The following is a 17,702-nucleotide window of genomic DNA, read 5'->3' as shown; positions in this document are numbered from 1 at the left end:
TGGCTAAACTAAGAAAGTTGTAACAAAACGTGCAATATGCTTGTCTTACATCAATTAATGACCACATCATGTATAGGTACGTATGCTTGCGTGCAACTAAAAGGAAATGGGTGGCTCATGCAAAACAGTTTGTCTTCTTTACTTGAAAAGGTGCGGCTAGCCGCGTCTGCTTCGGGGGAAACCCTGTCTGATATCTTCAGTAAAGAAATTCATAGATTTACCATTACTGGTTTAAGCCGAAGCGGCAAATCTATGTTGTTCACTAGCTTAATGACCATGCTGAAAAGTCGTAGTGAGGAGGGATATGCTTGTATGCCTTTGTTGCGATACCTTCCTCCTTCACAGGTAGAATTCATGCGGATTGAACCCATAGACGGGTATAAGCCTTTTCCTCTTGAAGAGAACATGAATGCACTGGCATCGGGCAAGTGGCCTGCCGCTACGGAAGAAGCTTATGGCTTTAAGCTTATCGTGCGGTTAACCCAAACCACCAGTATTAAGCGCCACGTGCTGCCCCATACTGATATTGTTTTTGAGTTTATCGACTACCCAGGGGAGTGGATAACCGATATCCCCATGTTAGGTAAAACCTATGCTCAGTGGTCTGATTCTGCATGGGCACAAATAAGCAGCGGCCCCCAGCAGCATTTTGCGAATGAGTGGAAGGACGTAGTGAATGCTTTTGACTTCGAACAACCGCCCACGCAGACCAGCATTAACGAGCTTGTAAGTGCCTATCGACGTTATTTAGTGACTGCCAAACAAAACGGGATCTCCCTGCTACAACCTGGCAGTTTCTTACTAGATTCAAGTGATTTTGATTGGCAGCAACTTGGCTTTGCGCCGTTACCTTCAAGTATTACCAGCGATGTATCTCACCCTTGGTTCAACGCCTTTGAAAGCCATTTTTCCGCGTTTCAAAAAGACTGGTTAACGCCGTTAAAGCAGTCTGTATTTCGGGAAACGGATAAACAAATTATTCTGGTGGATTTGTTCGAGGGGTTAAATCACAGCCGTCAGCATTTGTACCAGTTAAAAGAAACCTTGAGTCATTTGGCTGACACTTTTGTGTATGGCCAAACAGGATGGTTTGCCCGCAATGTTATGCGCAAAGAAGCCATTGGTAGGGTGGCTTTTGTGGCCACTAAAGCCGATTTAATTCCAGTGTCTGAACGTGAAAACTTACTATCGTTATTGAAGCAGGTTACCGAAGGTGCCAGAGCCCGTTTTGTTGATAAGCCCATTCAGTTTGAGCATTTTTTAGTATCGGCAATACAAGTCACTGATGAAGGCAGTTCGCCGAACGCATTACGTTATCAAGATGCCGAAAATGGCTACGTTGAAGCGGCATTTGAATCTATTCCTGCTTCGTTAAAAGCCATGGAGTCAGATGCACATTTTCCAGTGCTTAACACTCAAGTGCCGCAAGACTATATGGCGCGAATACTATCTGGCAGAGGATTGGATAGATTACTTCAATTCTTATTGGCCGAAGGAGTTTCCAATGAATAAGCAAGGCTCGATTAATACGCAAGGTATGAACACGTCAGATGCGACGAACAACAATACCGATGACGCAACAAGTACAACAGCGCCAGCCTATCGGGCCAAAGTAGTACAGCAGCGTCTTGATATTACGCCACCCGATACGGCGATGCCCGCAAAAACTGAAACCAACGAATGGCAAATGGACAGCGCAAAAGCGCGCATTTCTACTGGCGGATTAACCTTGGGGCTAGGTGTACTTTCCATTATTGGCTTTTTCGTTTTCGATGCCTACACCACGCTTACGGCAAGCGTAGCCGAGCACCCTATTGCTAGCACTGCTTTGGCAGCATTACTTAGCGGTTTTGTGGCCTGTTTCAGTTATTTAAGCTTTCGAGAGTGGCGAGGCTATAAGCAAATCAATAAGGCCATTGATGATGGGCAAACTATCGCATCGTTAACCGGTGAAGACAGCGTTGAAGTTGTCGATAAAGTACTTAAACGCCATGGTAGCCGTTTTACTTCATCGTCTTATGCTGCGCACTGTTTCGCTATTTACCAAAAGCAGCTGCACAACGACATGTCTGCCAAAGAGCGGCTGGGGCTGTATCACGATACGGTGTTAAACGCGGTGCAGCAAAAAGCGCAGAAAGTGCTAAACAAAGAGTCGATTACCGCAGGAAGCTTGGCATTTATTAGCCCGAATAACTTAATTCAAACCTTTGCGGTAATGTGGATAAGCTTTCGAACCATAAGACGAATGGCGAAAATTTATGGCCTTCGCCCTGGTACTATAGGTAATTGGAAACTTTTGGGCGTACTTGCCCAAAATATTGCCGCACAGGGTGTATTTGATTTGGCCACCGATGAAGTCGCTAATCAAATTGGTGGTTCGTTAAGTGCAAAATTTATGGAAAATTCTGCCGAAGCTGTTGCCGCAGGAGCGCTTAATGTGCGTTTAGGGAAGGCGTTAATGAAGCTATTAAAATGAAGCTACTGAAAAATAAATAACAGCGTTATTGATAACGCTGTTATTCTTATCGGACTTTTTAAGTGTATGAATACGAATTGAAATTCGGTTAACTGTGCTCAGCTCTAATTCTCAGCTCTAATTTTTAGTACCAATACCCCTTACCGATACTCAGCTCCAATGCTCTGTTGCAATATACTACAACGCTTTTTTGGTGGGCATGACAACGTTGGCGAAAATAAGCCCTGCTACTAGCGACATAAAAATCAAGAACACCTCTTGGCCTAAGTGATCGGCTTGTACAAAGTCTTGCCCCGAAATAAACGAGTTTAACCCGATATACGTTTTAGATCCCGGCACCAATACAATTAGCCCGTGCATAGCCACAATCGTAGCAGGCTGATTTGCAATGCGGGTGAAAGCATTGGCAAAAAGCCCTAGCGCAAATGCACCCACGAACGCGCCTAACCCAGGGCTCATGTAATCAGAACTCCATGCCGTCGCGCTGTAGGCAATAAAGGCCGCCGCCATTGCCCAAGGAATATGCTTAACCCGGGTGCGAAAAATAGCCACTAGCGCTAAACATAACAAAAATACCGATAACCATGTTGCCCAATAAGGCAAAGATTCAGCCGGTTGATACACGTTTTCACCAAACAAGCTAAAGCCAGCCGACACACCTAAAAAAGCACCGAAATAAAGCTTAAACAACTGCATTACCGCGTCCATGGTGCGGGCCGTGCCCGATACCATATTGCGGGACGACAGTTCAGCAAGCCCCATGGTAAGCGCAAGCCCAGGAACAAAAACAATCACCGAAGAAAGCACAATAAGAGGAATGTTAATACCTGGGTCGATATAAGTACCGATCGCACAAGTTAACAAGGCAGCAATAAAAGCCGTGGCAGGCTCAAGCATTAAATTAACCCGCTTAGAACGCTCAGACCACAGCGTCCATACATAGGCAAGTAACCCTAGTAACCCTGACCAACCAATTTCAGCCCAGCTTGCGCCCATCAGCATGGCAAAGGCGCTGGTAGCCATACCAAAAGCACCGCCCGTAAGCCATTTTCCGTAGGGGCTGCCCATAGCATCAATTTCATCAAGGCGCTTATCAGCTTCAGCAAGAGTAAGCTCACCGCTTAGTAGTGAGCCTGCGAGCTCGTCAGTAAGCGATAGCGCGTTCATGTCTAAGTCGCCTGGGAGTAGGCGGGATGCATGGTTGTATTCGTCTTCGTGTCTGTCACTCCAAATAACAAAAGTTAATGAAGTGGGTGTGGAAATAAACGAGGCGTGCACGCCTAAGTAGGTGGCCACTTCTAATAAGTAAGCTTCTAATCGAAAAGCTGGCGTGCCGTATTTATGCAGCATTTTGCCAAGCTTAACAATAAATCTCCGAATTTGAATAAATTCTACTGTGTCCAACGACTTGTCCTACTTGGGGGCTGTATTTCAATAAAACCTAAAGTGCAATCACCGCATAGGGCGGTAGCGAGAAAAACCAAGCCAGTATTGAGAGATAAAATAGGCTTGGCTAAAATTTGCGCGGATTGTAGAGGCAAAATAACGATAACGCAAAAAACATTTATTATTTTTTCACGTTAGAAAAACTAATCCATATTTTTAAAACGGTTTGGGTGGCGGTGGACGATTTCCTGATGGCCCTCGTCGCACATCACACCGCATACTGTCACCTTCAATAGCGCAGCCTTTAGGGGCACTAAAACAGCTCAAAATTTGATTGCTGCCGGCTGCGCCTGCATGGTAGTGGTAACCAATTCCTTCTTGTCCACCAACACCACTTCCATCGATAGCATGCCCACCACAGTCATCAAGATCATCAGGTACTTGTCCATCAGGCTGTTTGCGTTCAAAAATAGTAAAACCGTCTAGTGCCACACCTAACATTTTGCCGTGGGTAGAAAGCGCAGTATCAATAGATGAGCACTCGGTAATTGCATGGTAATGGTACCCAACATGCGGATTAACATGGCCACCACAGTCATCAAAAGGAGCCAGAGTGTAGGCGCCTAATATGGCATCAACCGGTGCCGGCGCATCCATCTTTACACCGTTAAATGCAAGGCCGACACCACCATGAGGGTCGAATTGGGTAATACGTGATGCTTTTTCAGGGTAGGCGGGAATGAGGTACTTTTGTGGTTCAACATCTTCTGCGTATTCAGGTAGGCATTCAACGCAGTAGTTCTGATATTTGGGGTCGACATCGGGTCGCGCAGCTGCAAGGCAAGCATCTTTGCTGTCAGTGACTTTAATTTCGCCAGTTTCAGGGTTAAATAGCTGCCAATTGTCATCACTATAGAAGGTGGCTAGATTTTCGATAAAGTTGCCATCGGCATCGTATACTTGGTTATCACTTAGCCAAATTCCAGTGTCTTCGGCGGTATCACTGATATTACGCGGGCACCACGGGCCTTTGTCGTGGCCGATATCAATGCCGCTATTTACGGGCATAGTAACGATATAACAGCGAGTTTCAGTTCCATCGCTTAATGTGCAATCGACAAGGCTGTCGCTTATTGTAACGTCATCAGTAAAGTATTCGGTAATGGTTGGGAGTGAAGCGGTTGTGCTTTGTCTTTTGGCTTCATTTTGAGCGTGGACATGAGATTCTGAATTGGAATGATCGCCGCAGGCGGTGAGTGTACCAAGGGTTAATACCCCTGCAATCAACGCTAATCTTCTTACATTGATATTCTTCATTGCCATCCTTTTTTCACTGTTAAAACAAAGCTGCTTAGTAATAGTAGCTTACAAAGGGCTTTTTGGATTAACACTCAGAAACAATAAACGTTTACTCATCGCTTAACTAGCATGACGGGAAAGTGTTGTAGCCATAACTAGCGACTAGAAATAGGCGAAAGCTTGTGGTTAGAAAAAGAGATATACAAAATGGCTAGCTGAAAGCCATCCAGTCTTTCCATACCGGCTCTAATCCTTTTGCTTCAATGACGGCGGCCACCGAATTAACGGGGCGAGTATCATCTATATCAAACTGGTTAAGCGCTTCTGACGGCGCACTGTAACCGCCTGGTTGGGTTTGTGACCCTGCTGACATAGACGTGATACCCAGTGGCAGCACACCATCGCGAAAGCGCGCCGACTCGCGGGTAGACAGTGACAATTCGGCTTGTGGATTAAACAAGCGGTGAGCGCAAATTAACTGTAACAGTTGGGTTTCGTTTGGAAATTGCTGCGTTAGTAAATTAGCGGCGTCGTTAGTATTGCCTTCGCACTGTCGTAATCGCGGAAAAGAAATCGCCACTCGGCTTCGCCAGTAATGCTGCTGAATAAGTTGGCCGTGTAAGGCTGTCATGACACTATCGGTACGCCAATCACCTAAGCCCAATAAGGCGCCAATGCCTATTTTATCGATACCTGCTGCACCAATACGATCGCTGGCCTGCAAACGCCATAAGAAATCCTGCTTTTTACCTCGGGTATGATATCGCGCGTACTCTTGAGGGTTATAGGTTTCTTGGTAAACCAGCACTGCGTCCACCCCTAACGATTTTAAGGTTTCATAATCTTTTTGTGGCAACGGTTGCACTTCCATCATCACATTGCTCACGCTATCTCTGATTGAGGGTAATACTTCACTAAAATAAGGCATTCCCACCTTTTGTTCGTGCTCTCCTGTTACCAGCAATACTTGTGAAAATCCCAAGTCGGTAATGGCGGCTATTTCTTTTTCTATTTGGCTAAGGTTTAGCACCGTGCGCTTTATTTTGTTGCTCATGGTGAAGCCGCAGTAGGTACATTCGTTCGCACATAAGTTAGCAAGGTATAGCGGCACAAATAACCCCATGGTATTGCCAAACCGTGCGCGGGTTAGTGCTTGTGACTGCATGGCCATTTCCTCTGCATAAGGGGCGGCAGCCGGCGATATTAACGCCATAAAATCATCTATATTTCGGCTAGTTTTAGCCAACGCTTGCTCTACATGCTTGCTGGTTTTACTTTGAATAGAAAGGGCGATATTCGATAAGTCTTGCGACAAAAGTGTGCTTGCAATACGCATAACTAAATTACTCCTGCACCAAAAATTGAGTTAAGGGGCTAGAAGGCTGTGCATGTTGCTGTGTGTTGGGCATGCCCGCTTCGTAGGCTTTGCGGCCTATTTCAACGGCTTTAGAAAAAGCACTCGCCATGGCAACAGGATTGCTTGCAGTAGCAATAGCCGTATTCACCAATACAGCATCTGCACCCATTTCCATGGCAGCCATGGCTTCGCTAGGTTTGCCAATACCCGCATCTACAATAACGGGCACATTGGCTTGTTCAATAATAATGCGTAAAAAAGGCGCCGTTTGTAACCCTTGGTTGGTGCCGATAGGCGCGCCTAATGGCATAACCGCTGCGCAGCCTACTTCTTCTAACCGCCGACATAGCACAGGGTCGGCATGGCAATAAGGCAGCACATTGAACCCTTTTTTCACTAATACTTCTGCGGCATGCAAGGTTTCGATAGGGTCAGGTAAAAGGTGCTGCTGGTCAGGGTGAATCTCTAACTTTATCCATGGTGAACCTAGTACTTCATAAGCTAGCTCAGCAGCAAAAATAGCTTCTTGTGCATTTTTGGCACCAGAGGTGTTCGGTAAAAGCGTCACGTCTAATTCTTTTAACAAGGTTAAGGAATTATCATGTTCAATATGCGCCGAAAGTCGTTTCATGGCTAGCGTTACCATAGTGCTTTTGGCACTCTTCACGCTGCGTTTCATTATGCTAGGCGAGCTGAATTTACCCGTGCCCATTAATAGACGTGATGAAAATGTTTGGTTAGCTAAGGTAAGCATTTACCCTCCTGCTACAAGCGTGAAAACGTCAAGCTTGTCGTTATGTTGTAATTGGCTTTTACCCCAAAGTGGCTTAGCCAGAATACTGCCATTTTTAGCCACAGCAGTGCCGTCTTGGCTTATGCCTTGGGCGTTTAGAAAAGCTAACACCGACGTATTTGCTGCACAGCTCACCTGTGTACCATTTAGTGAAATACTTATGCTAGACATTGGCATACCTCGCAGTGCTTGTAGGCCGGAAGTGAGAAAGATTGAAACTGAGCGGTGGCCACATTCATGATGGTGTATTGGCCCCATGTCATGTTTGCCTTGGGGTTGGCCAAATACAGCAGCGCTTGAGTAGCTTGGAAGCACGCGGCCATGCCTACCACTGGGCCTAAAATACCTTGGCTGATACAGTCTTCTTGTACTGTGGTTTGTGCTAATAGACACGCATAACAACCACTGTCTGATCCATTGCAACGCAGGTTTATCGCTTGCCAGCTGTACTGGCTGGCGGCGGCAATAAAAAGCGCTTTGCGCTGACTTACGCAAGCGGCATTAATGGCTTTTCGGGTAGTGATGTTGTCGCTACAATCAAGCACACAATGGGCCCCAGATATCAGCGACGGTAAGTTACTGCTATTTGCCTGAACCTCAGCCAATTCAATTTGGGTGTGGGGGTTTAAAAGGCGCAATTGGGCATAGCTTGCCTCAGTTTTGTGCTGGCCAATATGCGCTTGGTTAAATAACACTTGCCGGTGAATATTGCTTTTATCAACGGTGTCATGGTCTACCAATAGCACCTTGCCAATTCCGGCCCCTACCAAGTAACGCGCTGCAAGGGCACCTAGACCACCTAGCCCGATAATAACGGCGAAAGCGTGCTGAAGGCGCCCTTGACCCGCATCGTCAATGTCATCTAGTAGCAACTGACGACTATAGCGGCTAATGTCATCGGCAGACAAATTCGGACTATTCATAACTAAGCCCGAGGGGAACAGATGTACTAGCCTCGCCAATGCTTTCACCAATACCGTCGCCATCGTTTATCTGTCGCAACAGATCGTGAAATGCCGCCGCGGGATCCGTAGCTTGCGTAATAGCACGCACCACCGCAATACCCGATACGCCAGTACTGGCTACCGGATTAATTCGGGTCAAATTAATACCTCCAATCGCCACGGTAGGGATATCTTCGCAAAGACGAACATAACGTGAAAGGCGATCGAGCCCTTGGGGTTTCGAGGGCATGTCTTTCGTGGTGGTGGGAAATATATGGCCAAGTGCAATATAAGAGGGGTTTAGCCATTTTATACGTTGCAGCTCACAGTAACCGTGAGTTGATATGCCCAGTCTAAGACCTGCGCGGGAAATGGCGAGTAAATTAGCCGATTCGAGATCTTCTTGCCCTAGGTGCACGCCGTAAGCACCATGCTCAATAGCTAACTCCCAGTCATCATTTATGAATAACTGACAGGGCGTGTGCTTTACAATTTCTACAGCTTTAGCAATTTGTTTTGATTTGTGAGCCTGAGAGCCAAATTTTATTCTTAATTGAATAATCACAGCACCGGCTTTTACCAGTACTTCCAATTGGGATACATCACTTACCACTGGGTAGATACCCAAAGCGCAGTCGTTTAATTTGGGGAAATGCATCGGCGTTAAATGCCGAACGGGATCGTTTTCACCAAAACGAACAGAAGGGTAATGCACAGGGGTGAGTGGAAAGCCAACCAATTCTGCGCAATGGATATGATCGGCAGAACAAACTGAATTGCTCGAATACACAGAGGCGTTACGCACTTTATGTAAATAGGCATTAGCGAGCGTTAGTGCATCCTGAACATCATAATCACTTGCTACAAAACCTGCTAATGCACTGGCAAACATACAACCAGTGCCTCTAAGGTTCCCCATGTTATCTCTAGGTTGTTGAAAAAATCGAATCGCCTGCGTGGACACGAAAGTATCAATTGCAGTACTTTGCCAGTGCGCATGACCGCCCTTCACGTAAACAGCCTTAGCGCCACGGGTAATAAGCGCCTGTGCAGCGGCTAATAGTGACTTCTCACAATGCACAGGCCAGCCCGTTAACTGTGATAACTCTTGTACGTTAGGGGTAAGAATATCTACAGCTGCAATTAGTGAATCAATGCTTTGTTGGCTAAGTTCACTTAATACGCCGCCAGAAGAACTCACCAACACAGGATCCCAAACAACAAAACAATTTGTGTTTTTATATTGTTTTAATTTTGCCACATGCTCACACAAAAACATGGCCTGCGGGGTGTTTGCAATGGCGCCTATTTTTATTGCCTTAGGGGGAAGTTCGCTTTCTAGGGCTTGCCATTGTGCATTTAGTGTATCGATACTTAGTGCGGATGCACTTCGCATGACTAAATGTGATTGGTTGGCAACTTGTGTGGTTAATACACATGCATGCACACTGATATCGGCAAGTGTTATGGCGTCGCGGGTTATACCCGCGCCTCCACTCGTATCTATGCCACCAATAGCCCACACCACAGGCTCTTCGCTCGTGGCGTGTGTTGTAGTTCTGATCACGGCAGTTGCACCTTGCTATCGGCTTTGTGATAAAGCGCCGCGCCAGAATTGTTAAAGGCGGTAGCCATGTCTTGCATGCCTTTTTCTTGCTGTGCAGCGTCTTGATTAGCTTTTGCTACATCTCGCACTTCTTGAGAAATTTTCATCGAGCAAAACTTGGGGCCACACATAGAACAAAAATGTGCCACTTTACCCGAAGCCTTAGGCAGCGTTTCATCGTGGTAGGCTCGGGCGGTATGAGGGTCTAGTGCTAAGTTGAATTGGTCTTCCCAACGAAATTCAAAGCGGGCTTTTGACATGGCGTTATCGCGAATTTGGGCGCCAGGATGGCCCTTAGCTAAATCGGCAGCGTGTGCCGCAATTTTGTAGGTAATTAGACCCTGCTTAACATCTTCTTTGTTGGGTAAACCCAAATGCTCTTTGGGAGTAACGTAACAAAGCATGGCACAGCCATACCAGCCAATCATGGCGGCACCAATACCGGAAGTAAAATGATCGTAACCCGGAGCAATATCGGTAGTAAGGGGGCCTAATGTGTAAAAGGGCGCTTCATGACAATGGGTTAGCTGCTCTTCCATGTTGGCTTTAATCATGTGCATTGGCACATGCCCTGGGCCTTCAATCATCACCTGAACATCATATTCCCACGCTATTTTAGTGAGCTCACCAAGGGTACGAAGTTCAGAAAATTGTGCTTCATCGTTTGCATCGGCCACGCTGCCTGGGCGTAATCCGTCGCCCAACGAAAGCGACACATCGTAAGCGGCGCAAATTTCACAGATATCGCGGAAACGTTCATACAAAAAACTTTGCTTGTGATGACTTAAACACCACTTAGCCATAATAGAGCCGCCACGAGACACAATGCCCGTTACTCGGTTTGCGGTAAGGGGCACGTATTCAAGCAATACGCCTGCGTGAATGGTGAAGTAATCTACCCCTTGTTCGGCTTGCTCGATAAGGGTGTCTTTAAATAACGGCCAAGTAAGATCTTCGGCCACGCCATTTACTTTCTCAAGGGCTTGGTAGATGGGAACAGTACCTAAGGGGATAGGGCTGTTACGCAGTAGCCATTCGCGGGTTTCGTGAATATTGCGGCCAGTGGATAAATCCATAAGGGTATCGGCGCCCCAGCGTGCAGACCACACTAGCTTTTCCACTTCCTCTTCAATAGATGAAGTTACCGCTGAATTCCCAATGTTGGCGTTAATCTTTACCAAAAAGTTGCGGCCAATAATCATAGGTTCTAGTTCAGGGTGGTTTATGTTCGCTGGAATAATCGCGCGCCCTGCGGCCACTTCTTGGCGAACAAACTCAGGGGTAATGTTCGAAGGCAGATTGGCGCCGAAGTGTTCACCTTTATGTTGCTGACTTAGCGGGTTGTCTTTAAGCGCATCGCGACCCATATTTTCGCGAATAGCAATGTATTCCATCTCGGGCGTGACAATGCCTTGGCGAGCGTAATGCAGTTGTGTCACGTTTTTACCTTCTAGGGCTTTACGTGGTTTCAATGTGCGGGTGAAGCGAAAGTCTTCGGTAATGATGTCTTGTTCACGTTGCTTCGCGAAGTGCGACGATACCCCTTCAAGCTGGTACGTGTTTTCACGCTCTTTAATCCAGCTTTCTCGTAGCGGCGCTAACCCTTTTTGCACATTGATGGTTACATCAGGATCGCCATAGGGGCCTGAAGTGTCGTACACCCCAATGGGAGGGTTACTTTCAAGTATGGGGTTTTCTTCAGTACCGCCGATTAAGCTGTCGTGCTGATGAATCAGTCGCATAGCAACATTAATATCGTCGCGGCTGCCTTTTTCGTAGTGGCGGGTAGAATTAGGGTAGGCCTCACCGGCCAATTGATTAATAAAGTCTTGCGCCTGTTGGCGCTGTTCGCGTCGAGTCGACATAGCATTTTCGCCTGTTAGTTTAGGTTATAAAATGCTTGTCAGGAGTGGAGGAGAGAATACAAAAGGCGCAAAAGCATAACCGGTGGTGCAGGCAAAATCCCTAAGGATAAATTCTTGCCATACTACATGGTTTCACTTTTACAATTTACGACTTACCACTTTGTACTTTCTTGTTCCCTTCGCAGGTATTAGCCTGATCAGGTTCAACGGATCCCGCTTTCGCGGTCTCAGCTCACTGGGTTAATTCAGTTGAGCACTCCGACAAGTAACTGTATTTAGTATAAAGCGAAAGAAATTGAAATTTCAAGCCTTGATTTGGCGTGGTTGGGGGAGGGTGTGTTCCTCAGAAACACGGCGTAGACCCTTCCATGGGGCCTCTCTACAGCATCCATGCTGTAGAAGGTTTCTGAGAAACACACCCTCCCCCTCTAGCAAACCTTGAAGTTTTAGAGAGGGAGGGATGTGTAGGGCCTCTGCTGGCAGCATCGATGCTGCAGAAGGTTTCTAAGGTGAGTTCGCTATTGTTTGCTAAAGGGAGGGAAGGTATAAGTGGTTAAGTGTGATTAAATTATATTCATGTAAATAAACGATAAAAAGGCCCCTAAAAGGGGCCTTTGCTTACAGGATGTTCGTTGAGCGGTTTTATATTTGTATCCGCAGCTAACCTTTCATCGATTAGAAATTACGTCTAACGGTAACGCCGTAAGTGCGTGGCTTAGCGTAAGAAATTTGCGAAGTACCGTAGAAGCCTGATACGTCAAAACCAATTAATTCGTGATCTGAATCGGTCAAGTTATCTACGTAAGCGGCTACGCTCCATAAATCTTCTTTGTCAGTCCAGGTAATGCGAGCATCGGCTTTGAAGTGGCTTTCGATGGTATGCGCCGTAAAGTTACGAGCATTGTGGAAAGATTCTGACTGGTATGAACCGCTTACCAATGCCGCAACGCTGCCGCTGTCTATATCCCACGTATAGCGTACTAAACCAGATGATTGCCATTCAGGTGTATACGGTGGAGTGGTGTCTACAAATACGCCTGAAGCCACTTCTAAATCTTCTACCACTGCATCGGTGTAAGACACGCCAAACATGATGTCTAACGCATCAATGGGGTTTAATAGTAGTTCAACTTCAGCACCGGTAAATTGGGCGTCTTCGTTGAAAACCACACCGGCATTGTTTACCCATGAGAACGACTGATAATCAGAGTAGTCATAGTAGAAAATACTGCTGTTTAATTGTGCTTTGCCGTCCATTAAAGTTAGCTTAGCACCTGCTTCATAGGCGAGAAGTACTTCGGCGTCGTAGGTGCTAAAACTACCGCCTAAAGGCGCGTTGAAGTTACCTGCTTTTACGCCTCGGTTGATACCCGCGTACAATAGGGTGTCTGAGTTTGGTTTATAGTCTAACTGAAGCTTTGCAGACCACATGGTTTCATCGTTATCCATGGCTACATCTACCAATGGATCAAGGCTGTAATCTACTTCAATATCTCGGTCTACCAAGTTAGCGTTTTGGCGCAATTGGCCGTCCATCGACTTATTTTCACGTACTAAACGTAAGCCCGATACTAGTACGAGTTCGTCGGTTAAATCGTAGTCGATTTGCCCAAATACTGAGTATGAATCGGTATCGATAGTGGCTAATGTATTTTGCTCTTCACCGGCTAAATAACCACCCGTTGGGCTTGCTGCTAGACCTTGTAAGTAGTCGGTTTCAATGCTTAAGTAATAAAAACCTGCTACCCATTTACTGTTCATGGTGTTGCCGCTTACTCGCAACTCTTCACTGAACTGGGTAATGTCGCCATCTGACTGGAAAATCAATTCTGGTGACGCGGTTTGATCCGAATCTAGGCCGATAACACGGGTGAAGTTTTTCCAGTCGGTCACCGAGGTAAAGGTGAAGTCATCGAAGTCATATTCATAGGTTGCCGCTAGGCCGCGAGACTTAATTTTGTTTTGATCGTCAAAAGCGAAATCTTTATTTACTTTCTCGCCGCTGCCATCAGGGTCGATGTTACCGTTGAAATCACCGCCTTGAACTGGGCGCAGTGGGTCGCCGTTAAAGTTTCCGTCTACACAAGCCCCAGCTTGAATAGTGTCACAGCCTAGTGGATCATCAGCGGCATAAATAACATCGATAACATTACCTGCAGCGTCTTTAACTTCTGTGGTATTCACCACTTGATAAGGGCCTTCACTTTTTGTGGTATCGGCCCAGTTTGCGCTAACTAATAAATTTGAATTCGCACTTAAATCGAAGTTTAACTGCGCGCGAAACGCTTTGGTGTCATCGTTGTAACCGTCTTCACCGCCGCCAATGCTTCCGGCGCGAGTATCTGGCGCTGCTTCATCTTCGTATACGTTTTCTAAAATGTTACCCATTCTGTTGGCCATAACAGAAATACGGCCAGATACTTTATCGCTTAGTGCACCAGATACTGCGCCTTCAAAGCGTTTTTGCTCGAAACTGGCAAAGGTAAGTTCAGCGTAGCCTTCCACTTCTTCAGTAGGCTTAGCAGTAATCGTATTTACCATACCGCCAGTGGCGTTACGGCCAAAAAGGGTGCCTTGAGGGCCTTTTAATATTTCAACACGAGATATATCGAATAAACCAAATGTTTGCGCTTGTGTACTGGCTAAATACCCGCCATCTACGTAAACCGCTACAGGTGCTTCAGCAATGTCGGCGTAATCGTTTTGTACCACACCACGAATGTTAAAGATGGCACGTTGACCACCAATATCACCAGCTAGGGAAACACCTGGCGTAAATGCAATGAGGTCGGTGCTGCTTTCAAAGCCCAATGACTCCATCTGTTCGCCACTAAATGCAGTTACCGCAATACTTACATCGTTTATGTATTGCTCACGCTTTTGCGAAGTAACCGTAATTTTTTCAAGTACCACCGAATCTGCTGCTGCAGTGTATGAAGATTGAAGTGCTAATCCTATTGCTAAAGCGCATAGCGTCTGTTTCGATTTCATCATGTGTTCCCTTCTTGTTGTTGTTACATCTACAAACTACATAGAAGTATTTTTTTGTTTTTTATTTGATTAACTTTTGTTCTAACGAAACTAAAGGGGTTTTACCAAGGGGTAAATATTCATGTGTCGAAGTCATGTTTCATGTTTATGAAACTAAGCGGCACTTACTTTCCTAAATTTACAATATATTAACAATAAGACAGTATTGGTTACTTCGAACGGTTTGTTCTTAAGTAGATAATATTTATAGATAAAGTGAGGGTTTTGGGGCGTCAAAGCTGTTTTGGGGTGAAGGATTAGTTGATATGGGTATAAGAAAATGCGATAGCGTAGGGCTAAGTTACGCGCAAATTAAATGACAATAATTTACGTGAAACTTGCCCTAGGCTAGTCATCGAATTTAGCGGAAAGCAGGGATAACTTCTTTGCCGTAACGAGTGATAATATTTTCTTCATCACCGTTATCTAAATAGATATTAAATTGCGTGGTTCCAGCGTTTTTAAGCGCTTGGATTTTAGTAATGTGATCTTCAGCTTCACCCAATACACAGAAGCTTTTTACGATGTCGTCAGTAATAAAGTCTAGGTAAGGGTTATCACTTTGACCATGCTTCGAATAATCGTAGCCACGACGTTGTTCAATATAATCGGTTAAGCTTTTTGGTACTAAGCCTGAATCTGTACCGTATTTTTCAACAATGTCAGCTACGTGATTACCTACCATGGCTGGGAACCATTTGGTTTTTTCAATACAGGTTTCCATATCACCGAAATAAGCAGGCGCAGCGGCTTGTACTTTAAAGTTGCTCATGTCGCGCTCAACTTTGTTCCCTGCATCTTGGCACTGCTGGCCAAACCACTGCACCAAATCGGGGTCACCAATTTGAAGAATAACGCCATCGCCATGCTCGCCAGCTACTGCTAGGGCTTTCGGGCCATAAGCGCCTACCCATACAGGTAGTTCATAGCCTGTTGCCCATGGGAATTTAACCGGCTTTTCGCATTCGCCGTACATGACTTCTTCACCGCGCACCATGGCTTTCACTTTATGAGTGAATTCGGTTAAGCGGGCGAGGTTCGCAGGCTTTTTACCCATTACGCGCATAGAAGAATCGCCCCGGCCTAAACCAATGTCGAAACGGCCATTACTTTGTAGTGCCAAACTGGCGTACAAACTTGCCGCTACCGACCAATCACGTACGTTAGGGTTGGTTACACACGGGCCAAAGCGCATTTTGGTGGTGTGCTCCATACACATTGCCATTGCCACGAATGACTCACGCCAAAGAATGTGCGAATCGTAAAACCAGCAATAATCGAAACCGGCTTCTTCAGCCATTTTTACTAACTTACGGGCACGATCTGGGCTAACAAAGCCTTTAAAAGTGATACCAAATTCCATGAGTTCTTCCTCTGCTTTTTCTATTTTGTTTAATACGTGTCTTTGCTTAATTTATTTAGCCGCTAACAACGAGTAGCTAATCACTAGCGGCTTACATTGTTTTTCACATCGCGGTTTAATGATCTGGCGGGCAAATACGAATCCCCGCATGACTAAATGGCACTGCTTTGGATATGTTTAAGCGAATTAAAATAGGGGTAATGGCTTCAATACAGCGTGCACTTTCCGCTAGGCCAGCGTTGTAACTTTGCACGCCTAAGCTATCTAGCAATCCAATCACTTTGTTTTTAGCTTCTAGTTGATTACCGCACACCAAAATGTCGCAGTTAATGCTTTGCTCAAGGTTGTTAAGGGTGACAGCTGAGACATTATGAAGTGCTCCTACTACGGCATAGTCGTCTCCCAATAGTGCTTGTGCAGACTCTGTGGCCGAGCCTTCTGGTGGCATAGCAACTGCTTTAGGGTTGTTTTCAGCTAAAGGCACAACAATGTCGATAACAACTTTGTCGCGAAGCAATGGGCGGATTTGATCTAACGTAGCGTGATGCGCGGCCCAGGGTACTGAGATAATCACGAATTCATCAGCCGCCGATGTGGCTGCAATAGTATCAGTGCCGCTGATGGTGCCAGTGGTAGCAGTACTTGCCGATGCAATAGATTCTTGTAGTGCTATGGCTTTTTCTGCTGCCCGTTCACCGTCTCGTGAACCAATAACAACGTCTATTCCCGCTAGGGCGAAGCGTTTTGCTAGCCCTGAGCCTTGCGGGCCAGTGCCGCCTAAAATAGCAATCTTCATGCGAATAAATCCTCTTGGGTTGGTCTTAACAGGTCTGAGGCTTTACTGTCTGGGTTACTTTCCCATTCAAGCCCTTTAAATAAAATAACGGGGCACTTACCTTGTTTACTCATCAACAAGCCTGAGGCTGCGGCAAGTTCATCGGCAAGGGCTGGTGCGGTAACTTTTAGGGGGCGACCCCACGCATCACATTCACCATAAAGTGGGTTTAGCGCAGGCACATTCGCTACGCCAATGGCCACGTTGGTTTGGCCTAAACGCCATGGGCGGCCAAAGGTGTCGCTTATCACTACCCCAATACTGTGCTTTGGTGCGCCGTAATATTTGCATAAGCCTTCAGCAATAATGCGAGCGCTGGCATCAGGGTCTTTAGGCAATAAAATCAGTTCGCCTGGGTTGTCGGTATTCGATTCATCCACCGCAGCATTGGCACTTATATGACCTAATCTGTGCTCGGTTATAATAATCCCTTCGTTGGCCGCAGGGTGTTTATGCACTTTTACCAAGCGGGTAGATTCGGACAGAATGACGGTAACTTTACGAGGGTCTTTATTTACCTTTTCAGCCACGTCGATGGCTTCTTCGGTAGGAGTAATATCGTCAATATGGCAAACTGCGCCTTCGGCTTTTGATATGATTTTTTGGGCTATAACCAGTACATCGCTTTCACGCAAAACCTGTTGCTGTGCGGTAAGCTTTTCAATTATCAAGCCCACAAGATTGTCGCCTTCGCGAATATCCGGTAAGCCTTCTATGGTATTGATGGTAAGTGCTCGCATATTTTCTA

General features: G+C 46.0%; 14 protein-coding genes and 1 riboswitch. Of the genes, 2 read left to right on the top strand and 12 right to left on the bottom strand.

All coding sequences use genetic code 11. The features are described 5' to 3' along the window. Positions 1–117: 117 nt before the first annotated feature. Both J8L84_RS01980 and J8L84_RS01975 read left to right on the top strand, forming a co-directional pair. Positions 118–1,512, top strand: a complete 1,395-nt coding sequence (locus J8L84_RS01980) for a YcjX family protein (protein ID WP_211069212.1) — start codon at positions 118–120, stop codon at positions 1,510–1,512. Beyond that, entirely contained in the window at positions 1,505–2,476 is a 972-nt protein-coding gene (locus J8L84_RS01975; RefSeq protein ID WP_211069211.1) for a DUF697 domain-containing protein, read from the top strand. The genes J8L84_RS01980 and J8L84_RS01975 overlap by 8 nt, the downstream gene beginning before the upstream one ends. A 177-nt stretch (positions 2,477–2,653) precedes the next feature. Here J8L84_RS01975 and J8L84_RS01970 read toward each other — a convergent pair whose 3' ends face one another. The 12 genes from J8L84_RS01970 to cofE all read right to left on the bottom strand — a co-directional run bounded on the left by J8L84_RS01970 (position 2,654) and on the right by cofE (position 17,694). Beyond that, complete coding sequence (locus tag J8L84_RS01970) at positions 2,654–3,880, bottom strand: threonine/serine exporter family protein (RefSeq protein WP_211069210.1); 1,227 nt, start codon at positions 3,878–3,880, stop codon at positions 2,654–2,656. A gap of 198 nt (positions 3,881–4,078) precedes the next feature. After that, the gene (locus tag J8L84_RS01965; RefSeq protein ID WP_211069209.1) at positions 4,079–5,179 is read right to left on the bottom strand and encodes a YHYH protein; all 1,101 of its coding nucleotides are present in this window, start codon (positions 5,177–5,179) and stop codon (positions 4,079–4,081) included. Positions 5,180–5,372: 193 nt separating this feature from the next. Further along, a complete protein-coding gene (thiH, locus tag J8L84_RS01960) occupies positions 5,373–6,497 on the bottom strand; it encodes a 2-iminoacetate synthase ThiH (protein WP_211069208.1) in 1,125 nt (374 codons plus the stop codon). A 7-nt stretch (positions 6,498–6,504) separates the two neighbouring features. Continuing rightward, positions 6,505–7,272, bottom strand: a complete 768-nt coding sequence (locus J8L84_RS01955; protein ID WP_211069207.1) for a thiazole synthase — start codon at positions 7,270–7,272, stop codon at positions 6,505–6,507. Beyond that, complete coding sequence (gene thiS / locus J8L84_RS01950) at positions 7,273–7,482, bottom strand: sulfur carrier protein ThiS (protein ID WP_211069206.1); 210 nt, start codon at positions 7,480–7,482, stop codon at positions 7,273–7,275. Continuing rightward, positions 7,470–8,234, bottom strand: a complete 765-nt coding sequence (locus J8L84_RS01945; RefSeq protein ID WP_211069205.1) for a HesA/MoeB/ThiF family protein — start codon at positions 8,232–8,234, stop codon at positions 7,470–7,472. Before J8L84_RS01945 ends, thiS begins: the two co-directional genes overlap by 13 nt. Further along, positions 8,227–9,822 carry a thiamine phosphate synthase gene (thiE, locus tag J8L84_RS20630; RefSeq protein WP_211069204.1) on the bottom strand — a complete coding sequence of 532 codons (1,596 nt, stop codon included), beginning with the start codon at positions 9,820–9,822 and terminating at the stop codon, positions 8,227–8,229. The genes J8L84_RS01945 and thiE overlap by 8 nt, the downstream gene beginning before the upstream one ends. Further along, the gene (gene thiC / locus J8L84_RS01935; RefSeq protein WP_247670489.1) at positions 9,819–11,726 is read right to left on the bottom strand and encodes a phosphomethylpyrimidine synthase ThiC; all 1,908 of its coding nucleotides are present in this window, start codon (positions 11,724–11,726) and stop codon (positions 9,819–9,821) included. The genes thiE and thiC overlap by 4 nt, the downstream gene beginning before the upstream one ends. A 157-nt stretch (positions 11,727–11,883) precedes the next feature. After that, a riboswitch (TPP riboswitch) is annotated at positions 11,884–11,997 on the bottom strand. Between the two features lie 404 nt (positions 11,998–12,401). Beyond that, complete coding sequence (locus J8L84_RS01930) at positions 12,402–14,720, bottom strand: TonB-dependent receptor (protein ID WP_247670488.1); 2,319 nt, start codon at positions 14,718–14,720, stop codon at positions 12,402–12,404. 397 nt (positions 14,721–15,117) lie between these two features. Beyond that, positions 15,118–16,119, bottom strand: a complete 1,002-nt coding sequence (locus J8L84_RS01925) for a TIGR03842 family LLM class F420-dependent oxidoreductase (RefSeq protein WP_057794832.1) — start codon at positions 16,117–16,119, stop codon at positions 15,118–15,120. A 115-nt stretch (positions 16,120–16,234) separates the two neighbouring features. After that, positions 16,235–16,915: an NADPH-dependent F420 reductase gene (gene npdG / locus J8L84_RS01920; RefSeq protein WP_211069203.1), complete on the bottom strand. Its 681-nt coding sequence runs from the start codon at positions 16,913–16,915 to the stop codon at positions 16,235–16,237. Continuing rightward, a complete protein-coding gene (cofE, locus tag J8L84_RS01915; protein WP_211069202.1) occupies positions 16,912–17,694 on the bottom strand; it encodes a coenzyme F420-0:L-glutamate ligase in 783 nt (260 codons plus the stop codon). The genes npdG and cofE overlap by 4 nt, the downstream gene beginning before the upstream one ends. Positions 17,695–17,702 lie beyond the last annotated feature (8 nt).

It is taken from the genome of Alteromonas sp. MMG017 (assembly GCF_018100795.1).
In the GTDB taxonomy this organism is placed as follows: Bacteria; Pseudomonadota; Gammaproteobacteria; order Enterobacterales; family Alteromonadaceae; genus Alteromonas.
Note: the sequence above shows the minus strand (reverse complement) of the source record. Positions and strands in the feature narration are given on the sequence as shown.

Excerpts from the sequence above, each read along its gene's own strand:
- thiC (WP_247670489.1), bottom strand. The coding sequence starts at position 11,726 with ATGTCGACTCGACGCGAACAGCGCCAACAGGCGCAAGACTTTATTAAT.
- npdG (WP_211069203.1), bottom strand. The coding sequence starts at position 16,915 with ATGAAGATTGCTATTTTAGGCGGCACTGGCCCGCAAGGCTCAGGGCTA.
- thiS (WP_211069206.1), bottom strand. The coding sequence starts at position 7,482 with ATGTCTAGCATAAGTATTTCACTAAATGGTACACAGGTGAGCTGTGCA.
- J8L84_RS01975 (WP_211069211.1), top strand. The coding sequence starts at position 1,505 with ATGAATAAGCAAGGCTCGATTAATACGCAAGGTATGAACACGTCAGAT.
- J8L84_RS01965 (WP_211069209.1), bottom strand. The coding sequence starts at position 5,179 with ATGAAGAATATCAATGTAAGAAGATTAGCGTTGATTGCAGGGGTATTA.
- J8L84_RS01930 (WP_247670488.1), bottom strand. The coding sequence starts at position 14,720 with ATGATGAAATCGAAACAGACGCTATGCGCTTTAGCAATAGGATTAGCA.
- J8L84_RS01925 (WP_057794832.1), bottom strand. The coding sequence starts at position 16,119 with ATGGAATTTGGTATCACTTTTAAAGGCTTTGTTAGCCCAGATCGTGCC.
- J8L84_RS01980 (WP_211069212.1), top strand. The coding sequence starts at position 118 with ATGCAAAACAGTTTGTCTTCTTTACTTGAAAAGGTGCGGCTAGCCGCG.
- thiH (WP_211069208.1), bottom strand. The coding sequence starts at position 6,497 with ATGCGTATTGCAAGCACACTTTTGTCGCAAGACTTATCGAATATCGCC.
- J8L84_RS01945 (WP_211069205.1), bottom strand. The coding sequence starts at position 8,234 with ATGAATAGTCCGAATTTGTCTGCCGATGACATTAGCCGCTATAGTCGT.
- J8L84_RS01955 (WP_211069207.1), bottom strand. The coding sequence starts at position 7,272 with ATGCTTACCTTAGCTAACCAAACATTTTCATCACGTCTATTAATGGGC.
- cofE (WP_211069202.1), bottom strand. The coding sequence starts at position 17,694 with ATGCGAGCACTTACCATCAATACCATAGAAGGCTTACCGGATATTCGC.